Source organism: Ruegeria sp. D7 (assembly GCF_056534355.1).
In genome coordinates, this window is record NZ_JBQFPG010000004.1 from 168047 (window position 1) to 190922 (window position 22876).

Below are 22876 nucleotides of genomic sequence, written 5' to 3' on the forward strand. Positions count from 1 at the left end.
GTATCCTAAAAATTCAGGATGACGATGGGCATGGCGAACGAATTTGAAGAAATCGAGAAGGCGAGGGACCTTCTTCGTGATGCGATCGAATCTCTCAAAGAAGGGTTCGCCCTCTATGATGATGATCGCCGCCTTGTCCTATTCAACCAACGATATGCCGAGATGAACAAGGGGGTCGCCGACCTGCTGCAACCCGGACTGGACTGGGAAATCCTGATGCGCGAGACGGCACGCCGCGGGATATATGCGGACGCCATCGGCAATGAACAGCAGTGGGTTTCGGACCGGTTGGCCAACGGTGTCGAGTTCATCCAAGACTTTGAGCTGACGGAAACGGATGGGCGCACCTATCTGGTTTCTGTTCATCCCACCAAGTTCGGCGGATTTGTCGTCACGCGTGAGGATATCACCGAACGCAAACAAGCCGAGGTCGAAGAGCGCGACGGCGATCTATTGATTCGAAAGGTGCTGGATGCCAGTTCGGCAATCGTAACTATGGCGCGGATTGGTGATGGTCAGATACTGTATCGCACGCCTGCTGCGCTGCAGATGTTCGGACCTTCCAAATCCGCAAAACAACATTATCAAAAGCCGGAAGAGCGCGCGGATTTTGTAACCCAGCTTTTGGCCGATGGTCGTGTCGATGACTACAAGCTCGACTTGATTAATGCGGCTGGCAAAACCTTCCCTGCGTCGATTTCGTCTCAATTGATCGATTACAAAGGCGAAGAAGTCATCGTGACCAGCGTGATCGATCTAACCGTCCAGAAAGAGGCTGATGCCCTGATCCGTCAGGTCATGGAGGCTTATCCAGCAGCCATCAACATGACGCATGCCGACACCGGAGAGGTGCTGTTTGCTACGCCCGAGATAAAGGCGCTGTTTGGTGAAGCAGAAAGTTCGAAATCCTACTATGCGGACCCGAATGAGCGCCAACGGTACCTGAAAGACCTCCGGCAAGCGGGGGCGCTTAAGGATCGACGTATGGAGTTCGTCGATGCAAGCGGACGAAAGTTCTGGGGGGCGGATTCTTCACGGCTGATCGAGTTCAACGGTGAAGAAGTAATCGTTTCCAATACCCGCGATCTGACCGATGAATTGGCCATTGAGGCTGAGCTTGAAAAGCAACGAGAGCTGTTGTTCCAGAACGAAAAGATGTCTGCGCTTGGCGAACTACTCGCCGGTGTGGCGCATGAGCTTAACAATCCATTGTCGGTTGTTGTGGGTCATTCGTTGATGTTGAAGGAAGAAATTTCCGACCCCGATCTCGGTGTCAGGATTGAAAAAATCGGCAATGCTGCAGAACGCTGCGCGAAGATTGTAAAGACCTTTCTGGCGATGGCGCGTCAGCAGCCCAGCAAGATCGAGCAGGTTGATGTTCCCAGCCTGATCGAAACAGCTGCGGATGTCGCCGGGTACGGTAGCTCATCAGGTGAAATTCGCATTGAGCAAAGTGTGCCAGCAGACCTGCCTGCAGTTGCCGGGGATGCGGACCAGCTTACGCAAGTCGTCTTGAATCTTATCATCAATGCCGAGCAGGCCATGACCGCATCCGGCATCGGCGACCAGATCATGCTGTCTGCCGAGGTCAAGCCTGCCATCGGAATGGTTGAGATCACGGTTCAGGACAATGGCCCCGGTATCCCCAAAGCCATACGCGCACGTATCTTCGAGCCGTTCTTCACCACAAAAGAAGTGGGTGACGGCACCGGGATTGGGCTTGCTTTCTGTCACCGGATCATTCTGTCCCATGGCGGTCAGATCAGGCTTGATCAGGCCGCAGTGTCCGGCACCTGCTTCCGGATAACTCTGCCCGTCGCAAAGATGCAAAATGATGTGGCTGAAGAAAAACCCGAACCCGCCGCGAATTTTGCCAAGCACCGTGCATTGGTCGTGGATGATGAGGTCGAAGTGGGTGAGATCAATGCCGAGATACTGCGGAAGGACGGCTTTCACGTTGATTTCGTTACCTCAGGGGAAGAGGCGCTCAGGCAACTGCAGTCCGCCAACTACGATGTATTCCTAAGTGATATGAACATGCCCGGTGTTGACGGACGCAAGATTTATGAGGCGCTGGTGGCGCGTTTTCCGAAAATGCTGACCCGGACAGCATACATCACCGGGGACACCATGGGTGAAAGCTCATTGGGACTGCTGAAGGAATCCGGTCTGCCCTATCTGGAAAAACCCGTCTCGCCTTCGGAACTGAGAATACTTGTCGGAAAGCTGCTCGCCGATCAGAAGGATCAAACGGATGAATGACCAGAAAACCCATATCCTGGTTTGCGATGACGAGATCGACGTGCGCGAGATGCTTCAGGAATATCTGAGCAAACGCGGGTACGAGGTTTCTGCAGCCGCTGGCGGAGAAGAGCTCCGGTCTGTCATCTCCTCTCGTGCTGTTGATGTCATGATCATGGATATCAATATGCCAAAGGAAGACGGTCTTTCGATCCTCAGATCGCTTCGTCCTGAAAACACGACGCCCGTGATCATGTTGACTGCAGCAGGCGATGTAGTGGACCGGATCATCGGGCTTGAGATGGGGGCAGATGACTATCTTGGAAAGCCGGTTGATCTTCGGGAACTGGAAGCGCGGATCAAGGCCCTATTGCGCCGAGGGGCCATCAACGAAAGTCTGCCCGCAGATGCCTCCGAAGGCAATTTGGCCCTTTTTGGCGACTACACGCTGGATAAAGAGGCAGCCAAACTTCTTGCGCCGGATGGATCCGAGGTCCCGCTAACGGCGATGGAGTATAGTCTGCTCAAGGTGTTTGCTGAAAACAAAGGGCGTGTTTTGAACCGTGATCAGTTGCTAGAACAAGCGCATGACCGGTCCTGGGACCCGTTCGATCGCAGCATTGATATCAGAATATCCAGACTGCGCCGGAAGCTTGAAACCAACCCGGAAAAGCCGGAAATCATCAGAACCGTGCGGGGTATAGGTTATGTTTATGATCCCAAATAGGGTTTGCCGTTCCGGACAAGCAAAATTGCGAGTAGCACCGTGGAAACCAAGCTCGTCACGACCATAATTGCTGACATTTCTGACAGCACTCCGTTCTACGAAGAAATGGGGGACGATCAGGCGCAGCAGTTGATTCAGTTTGAAATCGATCGATTGCGTGAGGTTCTACTTGGGTTTGGCGGAGTTCCTGTGGGGCAGAAAGGCGATGACGTCTTGTCCTATTTCAAGGAACCCGAGGCCGCCGTAAACGCGGTTGTAGAGATGATTCAGAAACCGCCTGGAACATTACTGTCGGTCCACGCGGGTGTTCATCAAGGTCCTGTTGTTATTGGCGATAATGGGATATTTGGCGAAACAGTAAATCTGACCGCACGTTTGGCGGCCGCGGCCAATCCGGGTGAAGCTTGTGTCAGCGAAAGCGTCGCCAAGGATCTAAGCCCCGAAAGTCTCCAGATGCTCACCCCAATCGGATCGCTTCGCCTGAAAGGTGTGAGTGAACCGGTCAAAGCCTATTCAATCGTGGCCTCAACGGACGGGTTAAGCACCGTGATGCATCTGCCGACGCAGACGGCCAGCGGATCTGAGGGCATGCAGCAGAATGAAAGCTTTGCGCTCATTCTTTATCACGACGATCATACCTGGCGGTGTCGGGAAGGCGGGGAGCTAACGATCGGCAGATCCAGTCAATGCGATGTCATCCTGCCTGAGCCGTGGGTTTCGCGACTGCATGCGGTACTCAGCATGAAAGGCGGGAAGCTGATGCTGGCGGATCGCAGTTCGTCGGGAACTTACGTACAATTCGAGAATGCGCGTGAAATCCAGCTTAAGCGCGAGAACATAATGCTGGCCGATAGCGGGCTGATATCGCCTGCACTATCAATTTTGCACTCTGATGCGCGCCCATTAGAGTTTGAGGTCGTCCGCCGATAAACGACGTGGCACGCCTGAATTCTGGCTTCTGTGGTGAAAGTCTCAGAAAGAAACTCGCGATTGTGCTAGAATCGGCACCAATTGCGTATTTCAACCAAGATTGGGAGGGAATGATGTCATTGAATACTTCAGGAAACCAGCTTCGTCAGGGCGCTCTGATCCTGGGTGCAGCTACACTCTTGTTCGGTGCTGATGCAACTGCCCAGTCAGCGATGCCCAATGCCTGCCCTGTGGATGGGTGTGAGGTGCAGATTGTATCGGTCGCCAAAGAGGGTGATGAACTGCTTGTAAACTACGATGCGAATTTCACTCCGGACGTATCGAAGAACCATTTCCATACATGGTGGGGCGAAAGCTATTCCGTTGAGCAAGTCGGCAGAAATGCCCAAAGCGAATTCAATGCCGTTCAAGGCAGGTGGCATCGGCACGATGATTACCCAAGCTATGTGACGAAGGAGGCGGCCTCGACATCGGCGCGCGAGGGAGGGACGACACTGTGCGTTACTGCTGCCGATAGGGACCACAACATATTGGATGCGACCAAGTATCATTGCGTGGATGTGCAAGAGCACCTCTGAAGCGCCAAGAATATCATGACTTTTCCCGCGTTCATCGGCCGTTACGCTGTTGACCGTGAAATCGCGAGCGGTGGGTTCGCGGCGGTTGTCCTTGCGCGGGATGACGAGTTGGAGGTTCCGGTAACCCTCAAGATTCTGCACGCCAACCTTGCGACCAATGACAAAGTCATCACCCATTTTCTCGAAGAAGCCCGTCTGTTGCGGCGCATTCGATCTCCGCGCGTTGTCTCCGTGCATGACGTGGGGCGTTTGGAGGACGGGCGGCCCTATTTTGTCATGGACTACGCGGATCGCGGCACATTGGCCGACCGACTAAAGCGTCTAAGCCCCGCTGCTTTGGCCAAACGCGAAGGTGTGGAAATACTGATTGATGCAATGGCAGATGGCTTGTCTGCGGTTCACGACGCGAATGTCGTGCATCGGGACGTCAAACCCGCAAATGTCCTTCTGCAACGAGTGAAGCGGTCCAAAGACGATAACAGCACGACGGTTTCTGATGCTTTGGTCGGCCTAGACGAGAGGGTTTTTCTGGCGGATCTCGGTATTGCGAAGGATTTAGCGATCGGTGTGACCGGCGCGACCATGATGGCTGGGACACCGCTCTACCAAGCGCCAGAACAAGCTGAGCACGGGCAACCCGTGACGCCGATGACCGACATCTATTCGGCCAGCGCGCTGATGTGGCATGTCCTGACGGGAAAGGCGCCGCCGCCATTCCATCGCGTTACCGAGTATCTTTCCAGCCTGCCGGAAATGTGGCGCGATTGCATTGAGCACGGGATGGCAATGGACCCGCAGGCGCGTTTTCTGGATATGGTGTCCTGGCGCAGTGCAATGAATGATGCGTTGGATCGTGACCGGCGAGAGGCCGCATCCGAAGCGGTGACGCAGATATCGGAAAGTAGGGTGGAATGCCCCTACAAAGGGCTCGCCGCGTTCCAGCCAGAGGATTCCGACTATTTCTTTGGACGCGAGGATCTTGTTGAGGAACTTGTGACCCGGCTTCAACAGAGCCGGATATTGGTTCTGGGTGGCTCATCCGGCAGTGGTAAATCATCCGTTCTGCGAGCAGGGCTGCTGCCAGCGATCGCTGCCAACGCGATATCCGGTAGCGAAAACTGGCGCGTTTGTGTTTTTACCCCCGGGCGCGATCCAATGACCGATTTGTACTTTCAACTCATCGGCGACAATTCTCACCTTACGGCTCAGGTCTCGCTCAACGACTTCATCGCCTATCCGAGTGCGGCGCGCCGATTGGCCACCGCGAATGAAGGAGAGTTGTTGATCTGCATTGATCAGTTCGAAGAATTGTTCACGCTGGTCAAACATGAACGCAGAAGCAAGTTCATCGAAGCTTTGTCAGCCATGACGGACCCTGCAGATAGCCGCGTTCGTATCGTGCTGACAATCCGTGCGGACTTTTATGCATCCTGTGCAGAGATACCGTGGCTTGCGGATCGAATCTCGGAAAACCAGTTTTTGGTCGGGCCGATGACACGGCCCGAGCTGCGCCGCGCAATCAGCGAACCGGCACATGCAGCTGGTTTGCACATGGACAGGTCCCTTATTGATGCGATCGTTGATGAGGCCGGGCGCGAAGCGGGTTCGCTCCCGCTGGTGGCGCATTCTCTGTATGAAACATGGAGCCGACGTAAAGGTGCGGTCATGTCTCTGGACGGCTACCGTCAGTCCGGTGGTGTCACAGGGGCAATCAGCCAGACAGCAGAGACACTTTTTACAGACGTTTTTGACAAAGTTCAGCAAGAGGCAACCCGGCGGCTATTCTTGCGTCTGGTTACGCCCGGCGAGGGGACTCCGGACACACGGCGGTTGTTGCCGATCGATGAGATCGAGCGCGACTCGGACCCGGACACAACGCGGCGGGTCGTTGAAGCTTTGACAGATGCGCGGTTGCTGACGCTGGATGACAAAAATGTTCAGATTGCGCATGAGGCGCTGCTGCGTACATGGCCGCGACTTAATTCATGGATCGAAGAAAGCCGCGATGATCTGCGCATGCGTCAGCGTATTCAGCATGACGCTGCAGAGTGGGATGTTGAAAATCGCGAGCCCGATTTACTTTATCGCGGCACAAGGTTGTTGTCGGCTGAAGAATGGTCGGTGAAGAACCAGAATATCCTCGGTGCGTTAGAGCGGGAATTTCTGGGCGCTGCACGAGACGCGCGTGACCAAGCGCAGGCTGCATCCAAGATGCGCCGGCGTCGGCGTCGACGTATCAATCAAGTTGCCGTTGCTGCCCTTGCCTTGCTGGCCATTGGCGCAACGGTTTCGTCTTTCTTGGCTATCCGCGCGTCCAACCTTGCCGAAAGCAACAGACAGATGGCCGTTGCCGCAACAGCTGAAGCCAATGAAAGGTTCGCAAGGGCGCTAGGCGCTGCGGCGAACGGGTTATCGGATACAGATCCCTTGCTTGCCCTGTCACTCAGCGCCGAAGCGATTGTCCGAGCCGAAACTGCTGGTTCGACATCAGAAGCGAGGGCGGCGATGCTGATGGCTCGGCAAAATCTGGGTGAGGGTGGGCTTGTCCCATTGGGCAGCCCGTTTACGGTTGGTGACGCGCAGACGATGGCTATTGATGCATCTGGTACGCGTGTTGCGGTTGGATTGCGTGATGGGCGCATCGTGGTTCATAGGGCTGAATCCGTCGGAGCGGTTATTGCTGAACTGGTGGGGCATTCCGGCGGGATAAGGGATGTTGCATTCTCTCCCGATGGTGAGTTGCTGGTTTCAGCGGCAACGGATGGGGATGTCCGCCTTTGGAATGTTGGTTCGGCCAAATACGGCCCGATCACGACACTGTTCTCTGGCAATGACGTCGCATTCGGCGTGGCCTTTGATTCCACCGGCAAGCGTATCGCGTCGGCGACCGGTGACGGGACCGTTCGCCTCTGGAACGTTTCCAATGGAATGCAAATTGGAGAGCCATTGGCGAAAATGCCGCTGGGCTTCAAAAAGGTCGCGTTTTCGCCCGTTTCAGAAGGACTTGTTGCCGGAAATGTCGATGGTGGCATATTCGGCTGGGTCGACGCAAAGGCTACGCCTGCATTTCCGCCGATACCGGGCGGTCCGCTGGGGCCTGACCCCGATCACCTGTCCTTCAGCCGCGACGGGAGAACATTCGCGATATCCCATACGAACGGGAAGGTCACGACGATTGGTTTTCCGGATGGTTTTCCAATTGTTGATCGTTTTTCAGATAGTACCGACATCGTAGCAGCAGCATTTACCGCGCCGGACAATCTGCTGGTAGGGGCAGGATCAGACGGAACGCTGCGATTGGAAAATTCAAACATGGAACGTGTTGGCGACGTGGTGCAGGCGCACAGTCAGAGGGTTGTGGACCTTGAAGTTGCCCAAAATGCCCCGTTGCTGGCGACTTTGGGCCGGGATCAGCAGGTACGTCTCTGGCGGATTGGGATCGACCCCGGCGGCAAAGACACGCTTGTTTTGCAGAACGGGGCAAAGGCGCTGGGCATCGCCTATACACCGGATGCAAAGTCTATAGCCATCGGTGACAGTGAGGGGAACATCTGGGTCTGGAAGATGGGGGCTTCCATGAAACCCATGCAGCTGAAGGGGCATGAAAGCCAGGTGTGGGCGATCTCTTTCTCGCTGGATGGCAAAACCATGGTGACTGGTGATCGCGAAGGCGGCTTGAAAATCTGGGACACGGCTGCGATGCGGCTGAAAAATCAACTCGATCTGGGGCAGGCTCCCGTCTGGTCGATCATGCCGGGGTCAGGTCCCGAGGTCTTTGTGGCGACAGGAGATGGAGTGCTGCAAATCGATATCTCAGAGGCTGATTTGGTCAAGAGCTTTGCGCCAGCTGACATTCAGGCAAATCGTGTCGCCGTCTCTGAAGATGGCGGCATGCTGGCAGCGGCCTCGGTGGATGGTAAGGTCTATATTTGGTCGATTGGCGACGGTCAGTTGATCAGAGTGATTGAAGCTGATGACAACACGCTTTGGAGTGTTGCTTTCAGTCGTGATGGCACACAGGCTGCAACTGCTTCCAGCGATGAGGTGGTCAAGGTCTGGGATGTTGAAACCGGCGAAGAGCTTGCCGCTTATGGTGGCCATAAAGGAGGGGCGACGGATGTTGCCTTTTTGGCGGATGAGGCAACCTTGGTGGCAATCGACCGATCTGGGGAACTGCATTGGTGGGATACCGCGACGCACCGTCGGCTCATGCCTGTCGAAAAGATCCATGCAGGCCCGACCTGGCGTATCGCGCTGGCACCTGACGGACATTCTTTTGCGACAACCAGCGAAGCCGGTGATGTTCGGGTTTGGGACAGGTTGAGCTTAGAGATCGCATGTGCGTTGGGCAGTCCAACCTTCGATGAAGGGCGCAGGGTTCAGTATTTGGGAAGCGATGAGCCAACAACGACCTGTGATGCCTTCGCGAATTGATTACATGGCGAGTATTGAAAAGCACGGGCGGGCGCTTGGATTTGAAGCGGAACTAAGCAGGCGTGATCAGATTATGGTCGGTTCACAACGAAATCCGGCATGATCTGCGCCTGTGTGATTGCGTCATCGACGTCATGCCCTGCGAAAAAACCGTACCCCGAAATCAGGGCTGAGGTGATTCCGGCAGCATGGGCCCCCAATATGTCGGTATGCAAGCTGTCACCAACCATAAGCACGCGAGTTTTATCGACCCGGCCAAGTCGCTTGAAAGCCAAGTCAAAAATATTCTCAAATGGTTTGCCGAAGAATTCGGGTACAACGCCGGTTCGATCGGCAAGACGGTGCGCGAACAGACCGGGTTCGTTTGAAAATCCGTGCTCGCGTGGTGCGACTATGTCCGGATTTCCAACCAATACAGGACGCGGGCGTTTTAGCAGGGCTGCTTCCAGATGGACTTGACGTGCCTCGGTCCAGACGGCTGAGCCGATCATCAGAAACCCCTCAACCGAGTCATAGGGCTCGGGATCGTCATCGAGATAAGTCAGGTTCAAATCTTCCAGATCGCGAAGGCCGGTGCTGGGTGTTGCCATCAAACCCCAATGCAGCGCGCGTTGACCGCCTAGCTCAGCCAGCAGTGTTGCGCGGCTTGTGATGATATCCTCTGGCGCAAAATCATATCCCAGCCGGGCGTATTTCTCGACCAGCGCCGCATGAGGGTGACCAGCTGCATTCGAGACGACCAGAACACGTTTACCCATGGCTTTGAGCTGATCAATCCGTGCGGCTGTACCGGGAATCGCAGTCTCGCCGATATTGAGGACACCGAACGCATCCAGAAGGAATACATCGAAGCCTTCAGCAATATCCATCAAAGTGTTCGCATGCTGATAGGATTGAATAGCTGGTTCAGCAGCCGGAAGCCGATGCCGAACGGCCTCGTAGGCGTCGAAAGCCTCTTGGGTCGTGAAGCGGCTCAAATAATTGCCCCTCGTACTTTGGCAGACACCCATTCGCTGATCATGACGGCAATCAGAATGACGATCAGGATAAGGCTGACCTGCGGCCATGCCAGAACGTTCAGCGACGCCGACAATTGCAGCCCGATGCCGCCTGCGCCCACAAGGCCAAGAACCGTAGACTCGCGAATATTGATGTCCCAGCGGAATACGGCGATCCCGGCAAAGGCGGGCAATATTTGCGGGACGATTCCATAGGCCATGACTTGCCAGCGGGATGCGCCGGTGGCGGTGATGGCTTCGACTTGGGTGTGATCAATTTCCTCGATGGCTTCATAGAGAAGCTTGGCGCAGAAGCCGATCGAACGAATGGCTATGGCGATAACACCTGCGAATACTCCGGGTCCAATGATTGCGATTAACAAAAGCGCCCAGATTAGCGAGTTGATCGAGCGGGTTGAGACGATGATCAGTAACGCGATGGGGCGGATGAACACGGCCGACGGCGTGGTGTTGCGGGCGGCCAGAAAGGCGACCGGTACAGCAAGGAACAGCGCAATGATCGTACCAAGTGTGGCGATGTTCAGCGTGTCCCAGATCGGGCGGCCTAACTGCGTGATGTAGTCCCACTTTGGTGGTGTCGCGCGGGTCCAGATATCGTTCGCGATCCGGGGTGCGTCCCACACAAAGAACCATGTCGTCGAGGCCGAGATGATCTGCCAGCAGTAGACAAAGACCGCCACACCCAACAGCCAGCAAAACCAACGCACAAGGCTTTGACCGGTCGTGCGTCTGCGCCAGATTTGCGTACCTTCATGTTCAAGCACTGGCATTACTGGACCCTCGCGCGGATGATACCCGAGAGGTATTCGAGCGCCATGACGATCCCGATGATCAGGATCAGAATGGCTGCCGCAGTGTCATACTCATAACGGTCAAACGCCGTATTCAGCGTTGCCCCAATGCCACCGGCCCCCACAAGCCCAAGAATTGCACTTTCGCGAAAGTTGATATCGATCCTGTACATCGACAGCCCGACCAGTCGCGGCATGACCTGTGGCTGCACGCCGTAGTTGATCCATTGCATCCATCGCGCGCCCGAGGCTTTGATCGCCTCGGCCTGCACTTTGTCCATGGCCTCGATGTCTTCAGCCAAGAGCTTGGACAGGAAACCGATAGTGGCGAAGGACAGTGTCAGGAAGCCGGCCAAAGGTCCGAACCCAAAGATGGCAACCAGAAGAATGGCGACGATGATCTCTTGCAGGGCGCGGCTGATCGCAACAATGCCTCGGCAGATCACATAGACCGGGAGAGGCGCAATATTGCGTGCAGCGCCCAGTCCGATCGGGATCGATATCAGGATGCCCACCACCGACGCTGCAACCGTCATCACGATGCTCTCAAGAAGACCGCTCCAGATATCGCTCCAGCGCGATATGAAATCCGGGCTTGTGAAAGCAAGGACAAAAGCCCAACCGCGATCCAAGCCTTCATAAACCCGGCCCCAATCCACCTCGATGGTCATAAATGCCGCAATCAGATAGGCGACGAATCCAACGATCAAGGTCCAGCGCAGTAAGGCGTTTTTGACGAAGGCCGGTTTCCGCCAGCCTTTGCCCAGCAGGTCATCAAGTTCGGGATGGCTCATTCCGCGGCCTCGATCTCTTCGTCGTCTTCAACTTTCTCTATGGTCGCTTCCCAGTCTTCTTCGCCATAGATTTCGGTCAACTTGTCAGGCGTAAGCCCAGAGGGGAGGCCGTCAAATACGATTTCACCAAAGCGTAGGCCAACGACGCGCGGTACGAACATTTGCGCAAGGGCCACGTCATGAATGTTGATTATCGCGGCTAATCCGCGTTCCTGACACAGCTCGGTAATCAAGCGCATGATCTGACGGCTGGTTTTTGGGTCCAGTGAGGCGGTCGGTTCATCGACCAGCAGAAGCTTGGGATTTTGGATTAGCGCCCGGCATATTCCAACCCGCTGACGCTGACCACCTGACAGTTCGTCCGCTCGTTTGTCGGCCATATGCAACAGACCCACGCGATCCAGCAGGCGAAATGCTTCATCCACGTCAGACTGGGGGTAACGTCGCAGGAAGCTCCGCCAAAACCCAACATATCCCAGCCGTCCCGACAGTACATTTTCCATGACGGTCAGGCGTTCAACCAGTGCGTATTCCTGAAAGATCATCCCCATTTCACGACGTGCTTTCCGCAGCGCGCCCGAGCCGAGTTTGACCAGGTCCACGTCGTCCAGCAGAACCTCGCCACTTGTGGGTTCAACCAAACGGTTAATGCAGCGGATCATGGTGGATTTGCCAGCACCAGAAGGCCCGATCAGCGCCAGAACCTGGCCCTTTGGCACATCTAGATCGATCGCCTTCAGGGCCTGATCGCCGGTTTTATAAGTTTTTGTAAGCTTTTGAAGCCGCAGCATTTATGCCCCCGGTTCGGGTGGTAACGGGCCCCGCAGGGCCCGTTGGATGTAGTATCGACTACTGGCAGGCGTAGGAAACGCCGTTGGCCGCGTCGATCTTGCGGATGACGTCCCAGAACTCCTGATAGGTCATCTCAAGGAACTGACCTTCATTCGATTTCGAGAACTCAGCCTCAAGCGTCGTTCCCTCCCAGTCGAAGCTGAAGAAGGCATTGCGGATTTTCTCCTGTAGCTCCGGCGTCAGGTTGTACACGGTTCCAAAGCCTGTCGTCGGGAAGGTCTGCGACTTGTAGATCGTGATTACGTCGTCTTCGTTGATCACATCGCGCGAGATCATCCGCGATTTGACCGAATTAGCGATCGAGGCAGCCAGATAGTCCTTATTGGCGACACCCAAGATCGAGTTGTCGTGCTTGCCCGAATAAACCGGCTCAAAATCGCGTTCGGGTAGCAGATCAAAGTCGCTTTTCAGGATCGCTGACGGCGCTTTGAAGCCCGAGTTCGAAGTAGGAGAAGTAAAGGCCAATTGCTTGCCCTTGATATCCTCAACCTTTTCGATGCCTGAACCGGGATAGGTGATGATCTCCATCTCGTATCCGAAGTTTCCGTCTTTCGACGCCATGATCGTGAAGGGTCGGAAACCAGCACAGTTCACGGCCAACGGGTTTGAACCGGTATTGAAGCCCGCAATATGCAGACGCCCCGAACGCATGGCCTCAATCTGGGCCGCGTTGTTCTGAACTGGAAAGAAAACAACGTCTTTGCCAGTTTCCGCTTTCAGATGATCAAGAAAGTCCGACCAAGCAGTTTTGTATACGGCAGGGTCTTCAACCGGGGTGTAGGCAAAGATCAGAGTATCAGGATCAATCTGATCGGCAGGATCAGCGGGGATATCCGCGATCAGATCGCCATCGGCATCGCAGAACCGCGCATCCAGATCACCGCGCGGGCAGTCTTGCGCCGAAGCCGTGCCCGACAGTGACAAGAGCGCGATTGCGGAAGCTCCGATCAGTAGTTTGATATCAAATTTCATTTCTTCCTCCCAGTCATGCGTGGCTTTTCTGTCCACGGTTTGTCGTTCTTTGTAAGGACTGCTCAGCGACAAGAATCTTCACCCCGGCGTCGTTGATCGCACCAAGCAAATCCCCTGTTGGTTTGGTATCAGTTACGATTGAATTCAGCCCGTCAAGGTCGCCCACACGGGTCAAACCTTTGCGGTCGAATTTCTCGGACCCAATCAGAAGATGTCGCGTCGCGGCGCGTGCCAGCATCATCCGTTTGACGGTTGCGAAACCGCGCACGGTCTCTGACGGCCCTTCTTCTGACAGGCCGGACGCGCCAATCATGCAGCGATCGACGTTGAAACGAGACAGAAAATCCAGTGTATCTGTCCCGATCGTGGCGGACTCGGCGGTCAGATATTCGCCTGGGCATAGAATGACTTCAACGGGTGCGTGACCAAGGGTCATGGCCACCGGTATCGAATTCGTAATTGCCGTGCAGTGAATGCCCCGATACGCCAACATACGGGCCATCTCGATGGTGGTTGAGCCGGAATCGATCATCACCGTCTCGCCTTCCTGAATCAGGTCAGCTGCGCATTTGCCGATCTTTTCACGCTCATCAAGGCGGGCGTGGGTGCGCTCATCCAGACTTGGATAACGTCCTTGTATCGGGGCAGAGGCACCGCCATGCGCCCGCGAGATCAGCCCATCATCAGCTAGGGCATCAAAATCCCTGCGCACCGTTTCCGCCGAAACATTGAAACGCTGCGCCAATTCGCTGATCCGGACGTGCGGGCGAAGCTTCAACTCCAACAATATCTCACGGCGGCGGTCGGATTTCTTGAACCGACTCTGGCCCTTGTTGGTTTTCTTATCGCGCGTTTCCGCTTTGGGCATCTGGCAATCCGACTCGGTTTCAATCTCACTTTTGTGGCGTTTCAGTCGTTTTGCAACAATTTCTGTTGCAAAGCCCACGATTCATTGTGAGACTTCAAAGAACTGTTTCTATTTCGAGGCGTAGCAATCGAAGTGCACCGGCGTTCTGGATGTAGCCACCTTGTTCAACAGCACTTATGTGTTGCCATTGCCCTTTGTGTAGTGCCAGAGCCAAGAGCGCGCGCATGAGCAAGACCGAATTCACAGATCAGATCGGTGCGCTTCCGGTGCGATGGGACAAATCCGACAAGCTGCGGGTTCTCATGGTCACTTCGCGTGACCGGGGGCGGTGGGTCATCCCCAAAGGTTGGATGATGGATGGTAAGAAGCCTTGGCATGCCGCTGAAATCGAAGCTTTGGAAGAGGCCGGAGCGGTTGGCTTTATCTCCAAGAAATCGATCGGGTGCTTTCACTATGACAAGCGATACGAGGGTAAAAGCAGCGTGCCTTGCCGCGTAACGCTTTATCCGTTGATTGTGGAACGGCTCAAACGCCGTTGGAAGGAACGCGACGAACGCAAGCGCCACTGGTTCTCACCTGCCAAGGCCGCAAAGCTTGTCGAAGAGAAAGAACTGGCGCGTTTATTAAAGAGCCTGTCAGATAATCAAGAGACGTTGGCTGTTATCGAGAAATTGCGAAAGGCCGCATGAGGAAGGGCATATAAGAGCCGGGAAATCCGGACGCAGTGAACTTAAAGGGAGAGAAATCAATGAAGAAATTTACATCCACAACGTTGGGATCGCTTATTGCCCTTGCCGCATCGATGTCAGCGGCACAGGCTGACAAGTTGACACTTTATTGTTCTGCGCAAGAGGATTGGTGCCAGCTTATGGCGCGCAGTTTTGAGGACGCGACCGGCATCGACGTCAACATGACCCGTAAATCCTCAGGTGAGACATTTGCTCAGATCCGTGCAGAAAGCTCCAACCCCAAGGGTGATGTCTGGTGGGGTGGTACCGGTGATCCACATCTACAGGCCGCAGAAGAGGGCCTGACGATGGAATACATGTCGCCGATGCGCGATCAGCTTCATGATTGGGCGATTTCTCAGGCTGAAAGTGCCGGTAACCGGACCATCGGCATCTATTCCGGTGCGCTAGGCTATGGCTACAATGCCGATCTTGTCGCCGCGAACAACCTGCCTGAACCTGCGTGCTGGAAGGACCTTCTGAAGCCCGAGTACAAGGGCCACGTTCAGATGGCGAACCCGAACTCATCAGGTACGGCCTACACGACTCTGGCCTCGATGGTGCAAATCTTCGGCGAGGACGAAGGATTTGAGTTCATGAAGGGGCTGCATTCGAACATCAACCAATACACCAAGTCGGGCTCGGCTCCGATCAAGGCTGCTGGTCGAGGCGAGAACACGATCGGGATTGTGTTTATGCATGACGCGGTAAAACAAGCTGTTTCGGGTTTCCCCATCAAGGTCGTCGCGCCATGTGAGGGAACAGGGTACGAGATCGGTTCGATGTCGATCATCGAAGGCGCACGCAACGAAGAAGAGGCCAAGAAGTTTTATGACTGGGCGTTATCGCCCGAGGCACAAAACCTTGCCCTTCAGGTCAATGCATTTCAGGTGCCGTCGAACAAGGGTGCTGAAACGTCCGAAAGCGCTCCGGACATGAGCCAGATCAAGCTGATCGACTATGATTTCAAGAAATACGGCTCGTCGGATGAGCGGAAGCGCCTATTGCAGAAATGGGACGAAGAGGTTTCGGTGCTGCCGCAGTAAATGACTGACGACACGACAAAAACGACCCATCCGGTTCTGATCTTCTGGGTCATCGCCGGGTGGGTCGGATTCTGCCTGCTGCCCTGGTATATGGTCGATGGCGGCCTTTGGTCGTTCGAGTGGCTTCTGGATGGCTACCCGTTCGAAGAAGACTATGCCCCTGCTGCCTTTCTGATCGGGCAGGGCGAAAAGCTTTGGCTTGCGCCGCTTCTTATTGCGCTCCTGCTGCCACTTCTGGTGTTGAGACGCGCCAAATCAGATCCGCTCTATGCGCGTATTCTGATCCTGTCGGGAACACTTGGGTTCGGCTGGCTGATCGCACAAGGATTCAGCATCGGAATCCGAGGCTACAATTTCGATTGGCTGGAGTCCGTATTCGGAGAACTCGGGGATCGGCAATTCGGCATGGGCTATGGCGCGATGATCTGCGCGTCGAGTTTTCTGTTCCTACTGACCCAAGGTATTGCTGCGCGCGGGGCGATTAACGGAGACGTCTTCGTCGTCAGCGCCATCGGTGGTGTAATCACCATCGTTACAGCGTTTGTGTTCTTTCCCATCGCCAAGATGCTGTTCGCTGCCTTTGTGACGGAAGAGGGCGCGTACTCCATCGCGGTGTTCTTCTCGAAGTTCTTTGACGACCGGCTTTGGGGGCTGGGATGCTTCTGGGGTGCGCGATGCGGGGCAGCATGGAACTCACTATTTCTTGCAATTTTGGTTGGCTTCATCACCACGGCGCTTGGCCTGTGCTTTGCGCTTGTCGTGACCCGCTCGGGCTTTCGCTACAAGCGCGCATTGCGCGCTCTGACGGTTCTGCCGATCATCACGCCACCCTTTGTCATCGGCCTGGCGCTGATCTTGCTGTTTGGCCTTTCGGGCTCGGTCACGCAGTTCTTTGCTGAGCTATTCGGCACACAACCCACGCGCTGGCTGTATGGCATGCCGGGTGTTCTGATTGCTCAGACTTTGGCATTTACACCCATCGCCTTCCTTGTGCTGATTGGCGTCGTTGAAGGGGTGTCTCCTTCGATGGAAGAAGCAGCCCAGACATTGCGCGCGAATAGATGGCAGACGTTCAAAACTGTGTCCCTGCCGCTGATGCGCCCGGGCCTTGCCAATGCCTTCCTTCTAGGCTTCATCGAAAGCATGGCCGATTTCGGCAACCCACTGGTTCTGGGCGGCAATTTCGATGTGTTGTCGACCGAGATTTTCTTTGCGATTGTGGGCGCGCAATACGATCAAGGCCGCGCTGCGGTTCTGGCCATGGTGTTGTTGTTCTTCACGCTTTCTGCCTTTTACGCGCAGCGTGCCTGGCTGGGTAAGAAAAGCTACACCACAGTCACGGGCAAAGGTGACGCTGGCGTACATCCATTGATGCCAACCGGCCTTTCCATCCCGGTGCTGACGGTTGCCCTTGGCTGGGCCGTATTTACCATCGTCGTTTATGCCATGATCGTTTACGGCAGCGTGGTCGAGCTGTGGGGAGTCAATAATTCCCTTACGTTCAAGCACTACGTCACCGCCTTTTCGGTTCGCTTTGAAGCTGAAGGCATTCGCTGGACGGGCGCTGCGTGGGATAGTTTCTGGACGACGATTACCATCGCCGCAATCGCCGCACCGCTGACCGCCGCCGTGGGCTTGGTGACGGCTTATCTTCTGACCCGCCAAAGCTTTGCGGGCAAAGACGCCTTTGAGTTCGGCACCATGCTATCCTTTGCCATCCCCGGCACCGTGATTGGCGTCAGCTACATTCTCGCCTTCAACGTACCGCCGATCGAGATCACGGGCACGGGTGTCATCCTTGTTGTCAGCTTCATCTTCCGCAACATGCCGGTCGGTGTCCGAGCCGGTATCGCCAGCATGTCTCAACTGGATCGCAGCCTGGACGAGTCCTCGCTGACACTGGGCGCTAATTCCTGGCAGACATTCCGCCGGATCATCCTGCCCCTGTTGCGCCCGGCAATTCTGGCGGCGCTTGTCTATAGTTTCGTGCGGGCCATGACTGCGATTTCGGCGGTGATCTTTCTGGTCAGCGCGGAATATGACATGGCGACCAGCTATATCATCGGGCGGGTCGAGAATAACGACTATGGTCTCGCCATCGCCTATTCCACCACTCTGATCTTTGTGATGCTGTCAGTGGTTGCCCTGATGCAGCTGATCGTGGGTCGAACCAAGATCGGGCGGCGAATGACGCAGTCGCGGACCAATGTTTAGGAGAGTTTGACATGAGCCTGCAGTCCAAAGCCGCGCCGGTTCGGTTCGAGTCCGTCACCAAGATGTTCGGCAAGGACGTCGTTGCCGTCGACAACATCAACCTGCATGTCGAAGCCGGAAAGCTGGTCACGCTGCTGGGCCCGTCAGGCTGCGGCAAGACAACGACACTAAGGATGATCGCAGGGCTTGAGATGGCAACCTCGGGCAGGATCATGATTGGTGACCGGGACGTGACCAAACTGCCCGCAACGGACCGGGACGTGTCGATGGTGTTCCAGTCCTACGCATTGTTTCCCCATATGAGCGTACTTGAGAACGTGATGTATGGCCTCACGTTCTCGGGCTTTGCCAAACACGAGGCCCGCCGCCGTGCGCTGGACGGTTTAGAGCTGGTTGGCCTGAAGGGTTTTGACAGCCGTCTGCCGTCAGAACTGTCTGGCGGACAGCAGCAGCGCGTCGCTGTAGCGCGGGCCTTGGTGTTGGAACCGCAGGTGTTGCTGTTCGATGAACCGCTATCCAACCTTGATGCGAAGTTGCGCCGTCAGGTGCGCGAGGACATTCGGGCCATTCAGCAAGACCTTGGCCTGACCGTCGTCTACGTGACACACGATCAGGAAGAGGCTCTGGCAGTATCGGACGAAATCGTCGTGATGCGGAATGCCGCGATCGCCCAGATTGGCACGCCACGTCAGCTTTATGATGCACCGAACGATCGCTTCGTTGCGGATTTTATTGGCGAGGCCAACCTGTTGGCTTGCCAGATCATCTCTGTCGACGGCGACATGGCCACCATTGAGATCGAAGGCTATCGCCATACCTTGCCTTCCCGCGGCTTGCCTAAAGGGTCTGCGACCGTTGCCATCCGACCCTCCCGGCTTGTGATCGGTGCCGCGCAGGGGGTTGCGGCGACCGTCTCAAAGGCCACCTATGTGGGCGTCCGCATGGAGTACACTCTGACCGGAGCGTTCGGGCAGGTCTTTGCGGTTCATGACGATGTCGATGCTCCGCTTGAGCCGGGTACAGAAGTACGGATGGCCTTCGCCGAGAAAGGTCCGGTCCTTTTGCCCGAATAGATGCCCAATCTTCTGATCATCACGCACCCTGAGGTCATCATCGACCCGAACATCCCTATTCAGGACTGGGGGCTTAGCGCGATAGGTCGCCATCGGGCTGCGGCCTTTGCAGCCAGCGAGATTTTTGCACATGTCACTCACCTATGGGCTAGCACCGAGCAAAAGGCCCGCGAGACTGCCGACATCCTTGCCGCGCCACGAAACCTGCCGACAAAACAAGATGCCGCACTTGGCGAGAATGATCGAAGCGCCACCGGTTTTCTGCCGCGTGACCGGTTCGAAGCTGCCGCTGACGCATTTTTTGCCCACCCCAACACCAGTTTTCGCGGCTGGGAAACTGCCGTTGCCGCCCAGCGGCGGATAAACCAAGCAGTAACTTCAATTATCGAAACGCATGATGGCAGTGACCTCGCCATCGTTACCCATGGGGCCGTCGGGACCCTTCTGTGGTGCTCCTTGTCGGGCCACCCCATTGATCGGAGGTATGATCAGCCCGGGCAAGGCCATTATTGGCAAGCCGATCTAACGGACCTCAAACCGCTGAGCGGATGGCGCTCAATCGACTAGATTGTCAGGCCTGCCATGCGTTCTCAGAGATTTCACGCAAAGTATCAAACACATCCGGAGTACCAGCGATCACCCGACCGCCGTTGCGGATCATTGCGCCTGCGTCCTGATCTTCGACCACGCCGCCTGCTTCCGCAATCATCAATTGACCAGCCAGACAATCCCAGGCGTTCATATGTTCTTCGACATAGCCAAGCAGCCGGCCCGCTGCGACATAGGCCAGTGACAGCGCGCCACTGGCGTTTCTGTGAAACATGGCCCCACGCTCGATCAGGTTCGCGACGATTGGAACAATGTTACGGTTATCCACCCGGTTCGAATAACCCACTGCCACCGTTCCTTGATGCAGCGCAACACCCGAAGCGACCCTCATTGGCGCATCATTCAGTGTTGCCCCGCCTCCGCGCGAGGCTACGAAGGTCTCATTGATATTTGGGTCATGGATTACACCGATCTCGGTATTTTCCTCAGCGACGCCCGCCAGAACGATGGTCCAGGCCGGAATGCCATTGACGAAATTCGTGGTGCCATCGATTGGATCGATCACCCAGTCAAATCCGCTTGAACCTTGTGTTTCACCATGCTCTTCGCCAAATATGCCATCGTTGGGCCAAGCCTCGGCGATCCTCTGGCGGATGAAGGTTTCGACATTCCGGTCTGCCTCGCTGACCCAATCCTGTGCGCCTTTTTGATCGACGATCAAACCGCCCCGGTCGGAGAAATTTCTGAAGGCGATTGTGCCAGCTTCCTTGCAGATCGCGATCGCGAAGTCTTTGCGTTCTTTGAGGTAATCCATTGGGAATCCAAATCATATCTGTTGTTGGCCAAAACTGTGCAGGCTTGGTGATGGAATGGCAAATACCAAATGCTGGTGAACTCGGTCCGGGGCAGCCATTGACAGGCGTGCCTTCAACCGCATTTCGCGTCTTCAAAACGGGGCGCGCAGATTTCGTGCTAAACACGATGCTGTAAGAATACGTCGCCGGGAACGATTTTAGCATTGAAGAAAATGGTAGCCCGTAGGGGAATCGAACCCCTCTTTCCAGGTTGAAAACCTGGCGTCCTAACCGATAGACGAACGGGCCATTTAGACCAGACAAGCACAAGTGGTAGCCCGTAGGGGAATCGAACCCCTCTTTCCAGGTTGAAAACCTGGCGTCCTAACCGATAGACGAACGGGCCACGCTGGCTTGTGGAGGGCCTTTTACGGTTTACCTTCCCCCCCCGCAAGACGAAAAACGCAAGGCTGTGAAACTTTTTTGGCCGTTCCTGAGCGGCGTTGAAACGGTTTTCAGACAGCTTCTGCCGCGTCTTCCAGCCGCAGCTGCACGCTCTGTCGTCCGCCCCAGGTATTCACCTCAAGCCGACCCGCGAAATGGAACCGCGCACCGCCGTGATTAGACAGGCGATCCCCCAACGGGCCGTCGAATGCGCCAAAGGCGATGGCATCCAGTCCGCCAGACATTCCATCCGAAAGTGACAGCTTCAAATGTGTTTCGCCCACGCGTTTAGCAAAGCGCACTTGCAGATCAGGCAGAGCATAGCGCGGGGCAGGGGCACCGGCCCCGAAAGGACCCGCTTTCTCTACCTGTTCGATCAGATCGACTGTCGCGGCCCCGGGCATCAGCGCCCCGTCCAGTTTCAAGTCGGCGGGACCGCCTTGGCCTGCACCCTGTTTGGCCAGAAGCTCGGACAGGCGCGACATTGCAGGCTCCAACTGATCACGCATCACCGTGAGACCGGCCGCCATCTTGTGGCCACCACCCTTGACCAGCAGCCCTTCGGCAGCCAGTCGCTGGATCGACGCGCCCAGATCAACGCCCGAGATCGACCTGCCTGAACCTTTGCCCTCATCCCCGTCGAACCCGATCACGATAGCGGGCCGGTTTGCCGACTCTTTCAGCCGCGAAGCAACGATACCTACCACCCCGGGATGCCAACCGTCGCCTGCGGCCCAGACCAGCGGCGCATCCAACCCACGGTCCTCGGCTTGCGCCAAAGCCGCCGCGCGGACCGCGTTTTCGATCTCGCGCCGTTCCGAATTCAGGGCATCCAGCCGCTCGGATAAGGCTTCGGCCTCAGTGATCGAGTCCGTGCTCAGCAGCCGCGCGCCAAGATCAGCCTGACCAATGCGACCGCCAGCATTGACGCGCGGCCCCAGCAGAAACCCCAGATGATAGCTGTTGGGCGCGGTATCCATGCGCGCCACGTCTGACAACGCGACCAAGCCGGGCCTTTGCCTTTGGGTCATCACTTTCAGGCCCTGTCGAACCAGCGCCCGGTTGGCGTCGATCAACGGCGCAACGTCCGCCACCGTGGCCAGCGCCACCAGATCGAGCATTGCCATCAGATCCGGCCCCTTGGCCCCGGCCTCACGCAACTGACGACCCGCCTCGACCAGCATCAGGAACACCACCGCAGCAGCGCAGAGATAGCCCAGATCGCCGCTTTCGTCCTGTCGGTTCGGGTTCACCACGGCGACGCAATCCGGCAGGGTTTCTGCACCCAAATGGTGATCCAAAACGATCACATCCGCACCCTTCGCCGCCGCGATAGGTTCGTGGCTCAGCGTTCCGCAATCCACGCAGATGATCAGGTCATGGCTAGCCGCAAGTTCCTGCATTGCAGGCACATTTGGCCCATAGCCTTCATCAATCCGGTCGGGCACATAAAGCGTCGCGGCAAGCCCCATCTGGCGCAGCCACACCAACAACAACGCAGCCGAACTGCCCCCGTCCACATCATAGTCAGCAAACACTGCGATCTTTTGGCGCTTGCGCACAGCCTGTAGAAACCGGGCCGCAGCGACTTCCATATCTTTCATTGATCGCGGGTCGGGCAGCAGTTCCTTCAACTTGGGTTCCAGGAAACCGGCGGCCTCCATCACCGGAACACCACGCCGTGCCAAAACCTGACAGACGGCGCGAGGCAGATCTGTCTGCTGCGCCATCATTTCTGCTGACCGCTCGACCTCAATCCCCGGTCCGATCCAGCGTCGCCCCGTCAGAGATTGCTCTACGCCCAGAAATGCCACATCTCACC

18 protein-coding genes and 2 tRNA genes are annotated in these 22876 nt (G+C 56.0%); 10 read left to right on the forward strand and 10 right to left on the reverse strand.

What is annotated here, in order from left to right; genetic code table 11:
- Nucleotides 1-30: 30 nt before the first annotated feature.
- From ACRZ9U_RS07895 to ACRZ9U_RS07915, 5 genes are all read left to right on the forward strand, one after another.
- The gene (locus ACRZ9U_RS07895; protein ID WP_480885746.1) at nucleotides 31-2262 is read left to right on the forward strand and encodes an ATP-binding protein; all 2232 of its coding nucleotides are present in this window, start codon (nucleotides 31-33) and stop codon (nucleotides 2260-2262) included.
- Nucleotides 2255-2968, forward strand: coding sequence for a response regulator (locus ACRZ9U_RS07900; protein ID WP_170396223.1), 714 nt, complete (start codon nucleotides 2255-2257; stop codon nucleotides 2966-2968). Before ACRZ9U_RS07895 ends, ACRZ9U_RS07900 begins: the two co-directional genes overlap by 8 nt.
- 39 nt (nucleotides 2969-3007) lie before the next feature.
- The gene (locus ACRZ9U_RS07905) at nucleotides 3008-3898 is read left to right on the forward strand and encodes an adenylate/guanylate cyclase domain-containing protein (protein ID WP_170403417.1); all 891 of its coding nucleotides are present in this window, start codon (nucleotides 3008-3010) and stop codon (nucleotides 3896-3898) included.
- A gap of 113 nt (nucleotides 3899-4011) precedes the next feature.
- A complete protein-coding gene (locus ACRZ9U_RS07910; protein ID WP_170396227.1) occupies nucleotides 4012-4476 on the forward strand; it encodes a hypothetical protein in 465 nt (154 codons plus the stop codon).
- 15 nt (nucleotides 4477-4491) lie between these two features.
- Nucleotides 4492-8910 (forward strand): nSTAND1 domain-containing NTPase, encoded by a 4419-nt coding sequence (locus tag ACRZ9U_RS07915; RefSeq protein WP_170403413.1) that lies wholly within the window; start codon nucleotides 4492-4494, stop codon nucleotides 8908-8910.
- Nucleotides 8911-8981: 71 nt separating this feature from the next.
- On the opposite strand, the gene ACRZ9U_RS07920 is transcribed toward ACRZ9U_RS07915, so the two are convergent.
- Genes ACRZ9U_RS07920 through ACRZ9U_RS07945 form a run of 6 tightly spaced genes read right to left on the reverse strand, consistent with a single transcriptional unit; the run spans nucleotide 8982 to nucleotide 14206 of the window.
- Nucleotides 8982-9920 carry an HAD-IIA family hydrolase gene (locus tag ACRZ9U_RS07920; protein WP_170403409.1) on the reverse strand — a complete coding sequence of 313 codons (939 nt, stop codon included), beginning with the start codon at nucleotides 9918-9920 and terminating at the stop codon, nucleotides 8982-8984.
- Nucleotides 9884-10699 (reverse strand): phosphonate ABC transporter, permease protein PhnE, encoded by an 816-nt coding sequence (gene phnE / locus ACRZ9U_RS07925; RefSeq protein ID WP_170396234.1) that lies wholly within the window; start codon nucleotides 10697-10699, stop codon nucleotides 9884-9886. The genes ACRZ9U_RS07920 and phnE (ACRZ9U_RS07925) overlap by 37 nt, the downstream gene beginning before the upstream one ends.
- Nucleotides 10699-11514, reverse strand: coding sequence for a phosphonate ABC transporter, permease protein PhnE (gene phnE, locus ACRZ9U_RS07930; RefSeq protein WP_170403405.1), 816 nt, complete (start codon nucleotides 11512-11514; stop codon nucleotides 10699-10701). Before phnE (ACRZ9U_RS07930) ends, phnE (ACRZ9U_RS07925) begins: the two co-directional genes overlap by 1 nt.
- The gene (phnC, locus tag ACRZ9U_RS07935) at nucleotides 11511-12305 is read right to left on the reverse strand and encodes a phosphonate ABC transporter ATP-binding protein (RefSeq protein WP_170403402.1); all 795 of its coding nucleotides are present in this window, start codon (nucleotides 12303-12305) and stop codon (nucleotides 11511-11513) included. Before phnC ends, phnE (ACRZ9U_RS07930) begins: the two co-directional genes overlap by 4 nt.
- Nucleotides 12306-12363: 58 nt before the next feature.
- Nucleotides 12364-13338 (reverse strand): phosphate/phosphite/phosphonate ABC transporter substrate-binding protein, encoded by a 975-nt coding sequence (gene phnD / locus ACRZ9U_RS07940; RefSeq protein ID WP_170396240.1) that lies wholly within the window; start codon nucleotides 13336-13338, stop codon nucleotides 12364-12366.
- Nucleotides 13339-13351: 13 nt separating this feature from the next.
- Nucleotides 13352-14206, reverse strand: coding sequence for a DeoR/GlpR family DNA-binding transcription regulator (locus ACRZ9U_RS07945; RefSeq protein WP_170403399.1), 855 nt, complete (start codon nucleotides 14204-14206; stop codon nucleotides 13352-13354).
- 224 nt (nucleotides 14207-14430) lie between these two features.
- Between ACRZ9U_RS07945 and ACRZ9U_RS07950 the strand changes: the two genes are divergently transcribed.
- From ACRZ9U_RS07950 to ACRZ9U_RS07970, 5 genes are read left to right on the forward strand one after another with little or no spacing between them, the layout of a single operon-like run.
- Nucleotides 14431-14895, forward strand: coding sequence for an NUDIX hydrolase (locus ACRZ9U_RS07950; RefSeq protein ID WP_170396245.1), 465 nt, complete (start codon nucleotides 14431-14433; stop codon nucleotides 14893-14895).
- A 59-nt stretch (nucleotides 14896-14954) separates the two neighbouring features.
- Entirely contained in the window at nucleotides 14955-15980 is a 1026-nt protein-coding gene (locus ACRZ9U_RS07955) for an ABC transporter substrate-binding protein (protein WP_170403396.1), read from the forward strand.
- Nucleotides 15981-18194 (forward strand): ABC transporter permease, encoded by a 2214-nt coding sequence (locus tag ACRZ9U_RS07960; RefSeq protein ID WP_170403394.1) that lies wholly within the window; start codon nucleotides 15981-15983, stop codon nucleotides 18192-18194.
- Between the two features lie 11 nt (nucleotides 18195-18205).
- The gene (locus ACRZ9U_RS07965) at nucleotides 18206-19267 is read left to right on the forward strand and encodes an ABC transporter ATP-binding protein (protein WP_170403390.1); all 1062 of its coding nucleotides are present in this window, start codon (nucleotides 18206-18208) and stop codon (nucleotides 19265-19267) included.
- Nucleotides 19268-19834: a histidine phosphatase family protein gene (locus tag ACRZ9U_RS07970; RefSeq protein WP_170403387.1), complete on the forward strand. Its 567-nt coding sequence runs from the start codon at nucleotides 19268-19270 to the stop codon at nucleotides 19832-19834.
- A 4-nt stretch (nucleotides 19835-19838) separates the two neighbouring features.
- Here the strand turns inward: ACRZ9U_RS07970 and ACRZ9U_RS07975 are convergent, their stop codons facing one another.
- The 4 genes from ACRZ9U_RS07975 to recJ form a co-directional block, all read right to left on the reverse strand.
- Nucleotides 19839-20630, reverse strand: coding sequence for an inositol monophosphatase family protein (locus tag ACRZ9U_RS07975; RefSeq protein ID WP_170403384.1), 792 nt, complete (start codon nucleotides 20628-20630; stop codon nucleotides 19839-19841).
- Nucleotides 20631-20844: 214 nt separating this feature from the next.
- Nucleotides 20845-20919: transfer RNA gene (locus ACRZ9U_RS07980), tRNA-Glu, on the reverse strand.
- Nucleotides 20920-20941: 22 nt separating this feature from the next.
- Nucleotides 20942-21016: transfer RNA gene (locus ACRZ9U_RS07985), tRNA-Glu, on the reverse strand.
- 109 nt (nucleotides 21017-21125) lie between these two features.
- On the reverse strand, nucleotides 21126-22868 hold the full coding sequence (recJ, locus tag ACRZ9U_RS07990) for a single-stranded-DNA-specific exonuclease RecJ (protein ID WP_170403381.1): 1743 nt from the start codon (nucleotides 22866-22868) through the stop codon (nucleotides 21126-21128).
- Nucleotides 22869-22876: the final 8 nt, after the last annotated feature.

What these genes read in the sequence shown, in the direction of transcription:
- phnE (WP_170396234.1), bottom strand. Translation starts at nt 10,699, where the DNA reads ATGCCAGTGCTTGAACATGAAGGTACGCAAATCTGGCGCAGACGCACG.
- ACRZ9U_RS07915 (WP_170403413.1), top strand. Translation starts at nt 4,492, where the DNA reads ATGACTTTTCCCGCGTTCATCGGCCGTTACGCTGTTGACCGTGAAATC.
- ACRZ9U_RS07920 (WP_170403409.1), bottom strand. Translation starts at nt 9,920, where the DNA reads ATGGGTGTCTGCCAAAGTACGAGGGGCAATTATTTGAGCCGCTTCACG.
- ACRZ9U_RS07945 (WP_170403399.1), bottom strand. Translation starts at nt 14,206, where the DNA reads ATGCCCAAAGCGGAAACGCGCGATAAGAAAACCAACAAGGGCCAGAGT.
- phnD (WP_170396240.1), bottom strand. Translation starts at nt 13,338, where the DNA reads ATGAAATTTGATATCAAACTACTGATCGGAGCTTCCGCAATCGCGCTC.
- ACRZ9U_RS07910 (WP_170396227.1), top strand. Translation starts at nt 4,012, where the DNA reads ATGTCATTGAATACTTCAGGAAACCAGCTTCGTCAGGGCGCTCTGATC.
- phnC (WP_170403402.1), bottom strand. Translation starts at nt 12,305, where the DNA reads ATGCTGCGGCTTCAAAAGCTTACAAAAACTTATAAAACCGGCGATCAG.
- ACRZ9U_RS07965 (WP_170403390.1), top strand. Translation starts at nt 18,206, where the DNA reads ATGAGCCTGCAGTCCAAAGCCGCGCCGGTTCGGTTCGAGTCCGTCACC.
- ACRZ9U_RS07955 (WP_170403396.1), top strand. Translation starts at nt 14,955, where the DNA reads ATGAAGAAATTTACATCCACAACGTTGGGATCGCTTATTGCCCTTGCC.
- ACRZ9U_RS07900 (WP_170396223.1), top strand. Translation starts at nt 2,255, where the DNA reads ATGAATGACCAGAAAACCCATATCCTGGTTTGCGATGACGAGATCGAC.
- ACRZ9U_RS07975 (WP_170403384.1), bottom strand. Translation starts at nt 20,630, where the DNA reads ATGGATTACCTCAAAGAACGCAAAGACTTCGCGATCGCGATCTGCAAG.
- ACRZ9U_RS07970 (WP_170403387.1), top strand. Translation starts at nt 19,268, where the DNA reads ATGCCCAATCTTCTGATCATCACGCACCCTGAGGTCATCATCGACCCG.
- ACRZ9U_RS07895 (WP_480885746.1), top strand. Translation starts at nt 31, where the DNA reads ATGGCGAACGAATTTGAAGAAATCGAGAAGGCGAGGGACCTTCTTCGT.
- ACRZ9U_RS07960 (WP_170403394.1), top strand. Translation starts at nt 15,981, where the DNA reads ATGACTGACGACACGACAAAAACGACCCATCCGGTTCTGATCTTCTGG.
- ACRZ9U_RS07950 (WP_170396245.1), top strand. Translation starts at nt 14,431, where the DNA reads ATGAGCAAGACCGAATTCACAGATCAGATCGGTGCGCTTCCGGTGCGA.
- phnE (WP_170403405.1), bottom strand. Translation starts at nt 11,514, where the DNA reads ATGAGCCATCCCGAACTTGATGACCTGCTGGGCAAAGGCTGGCGGAAA.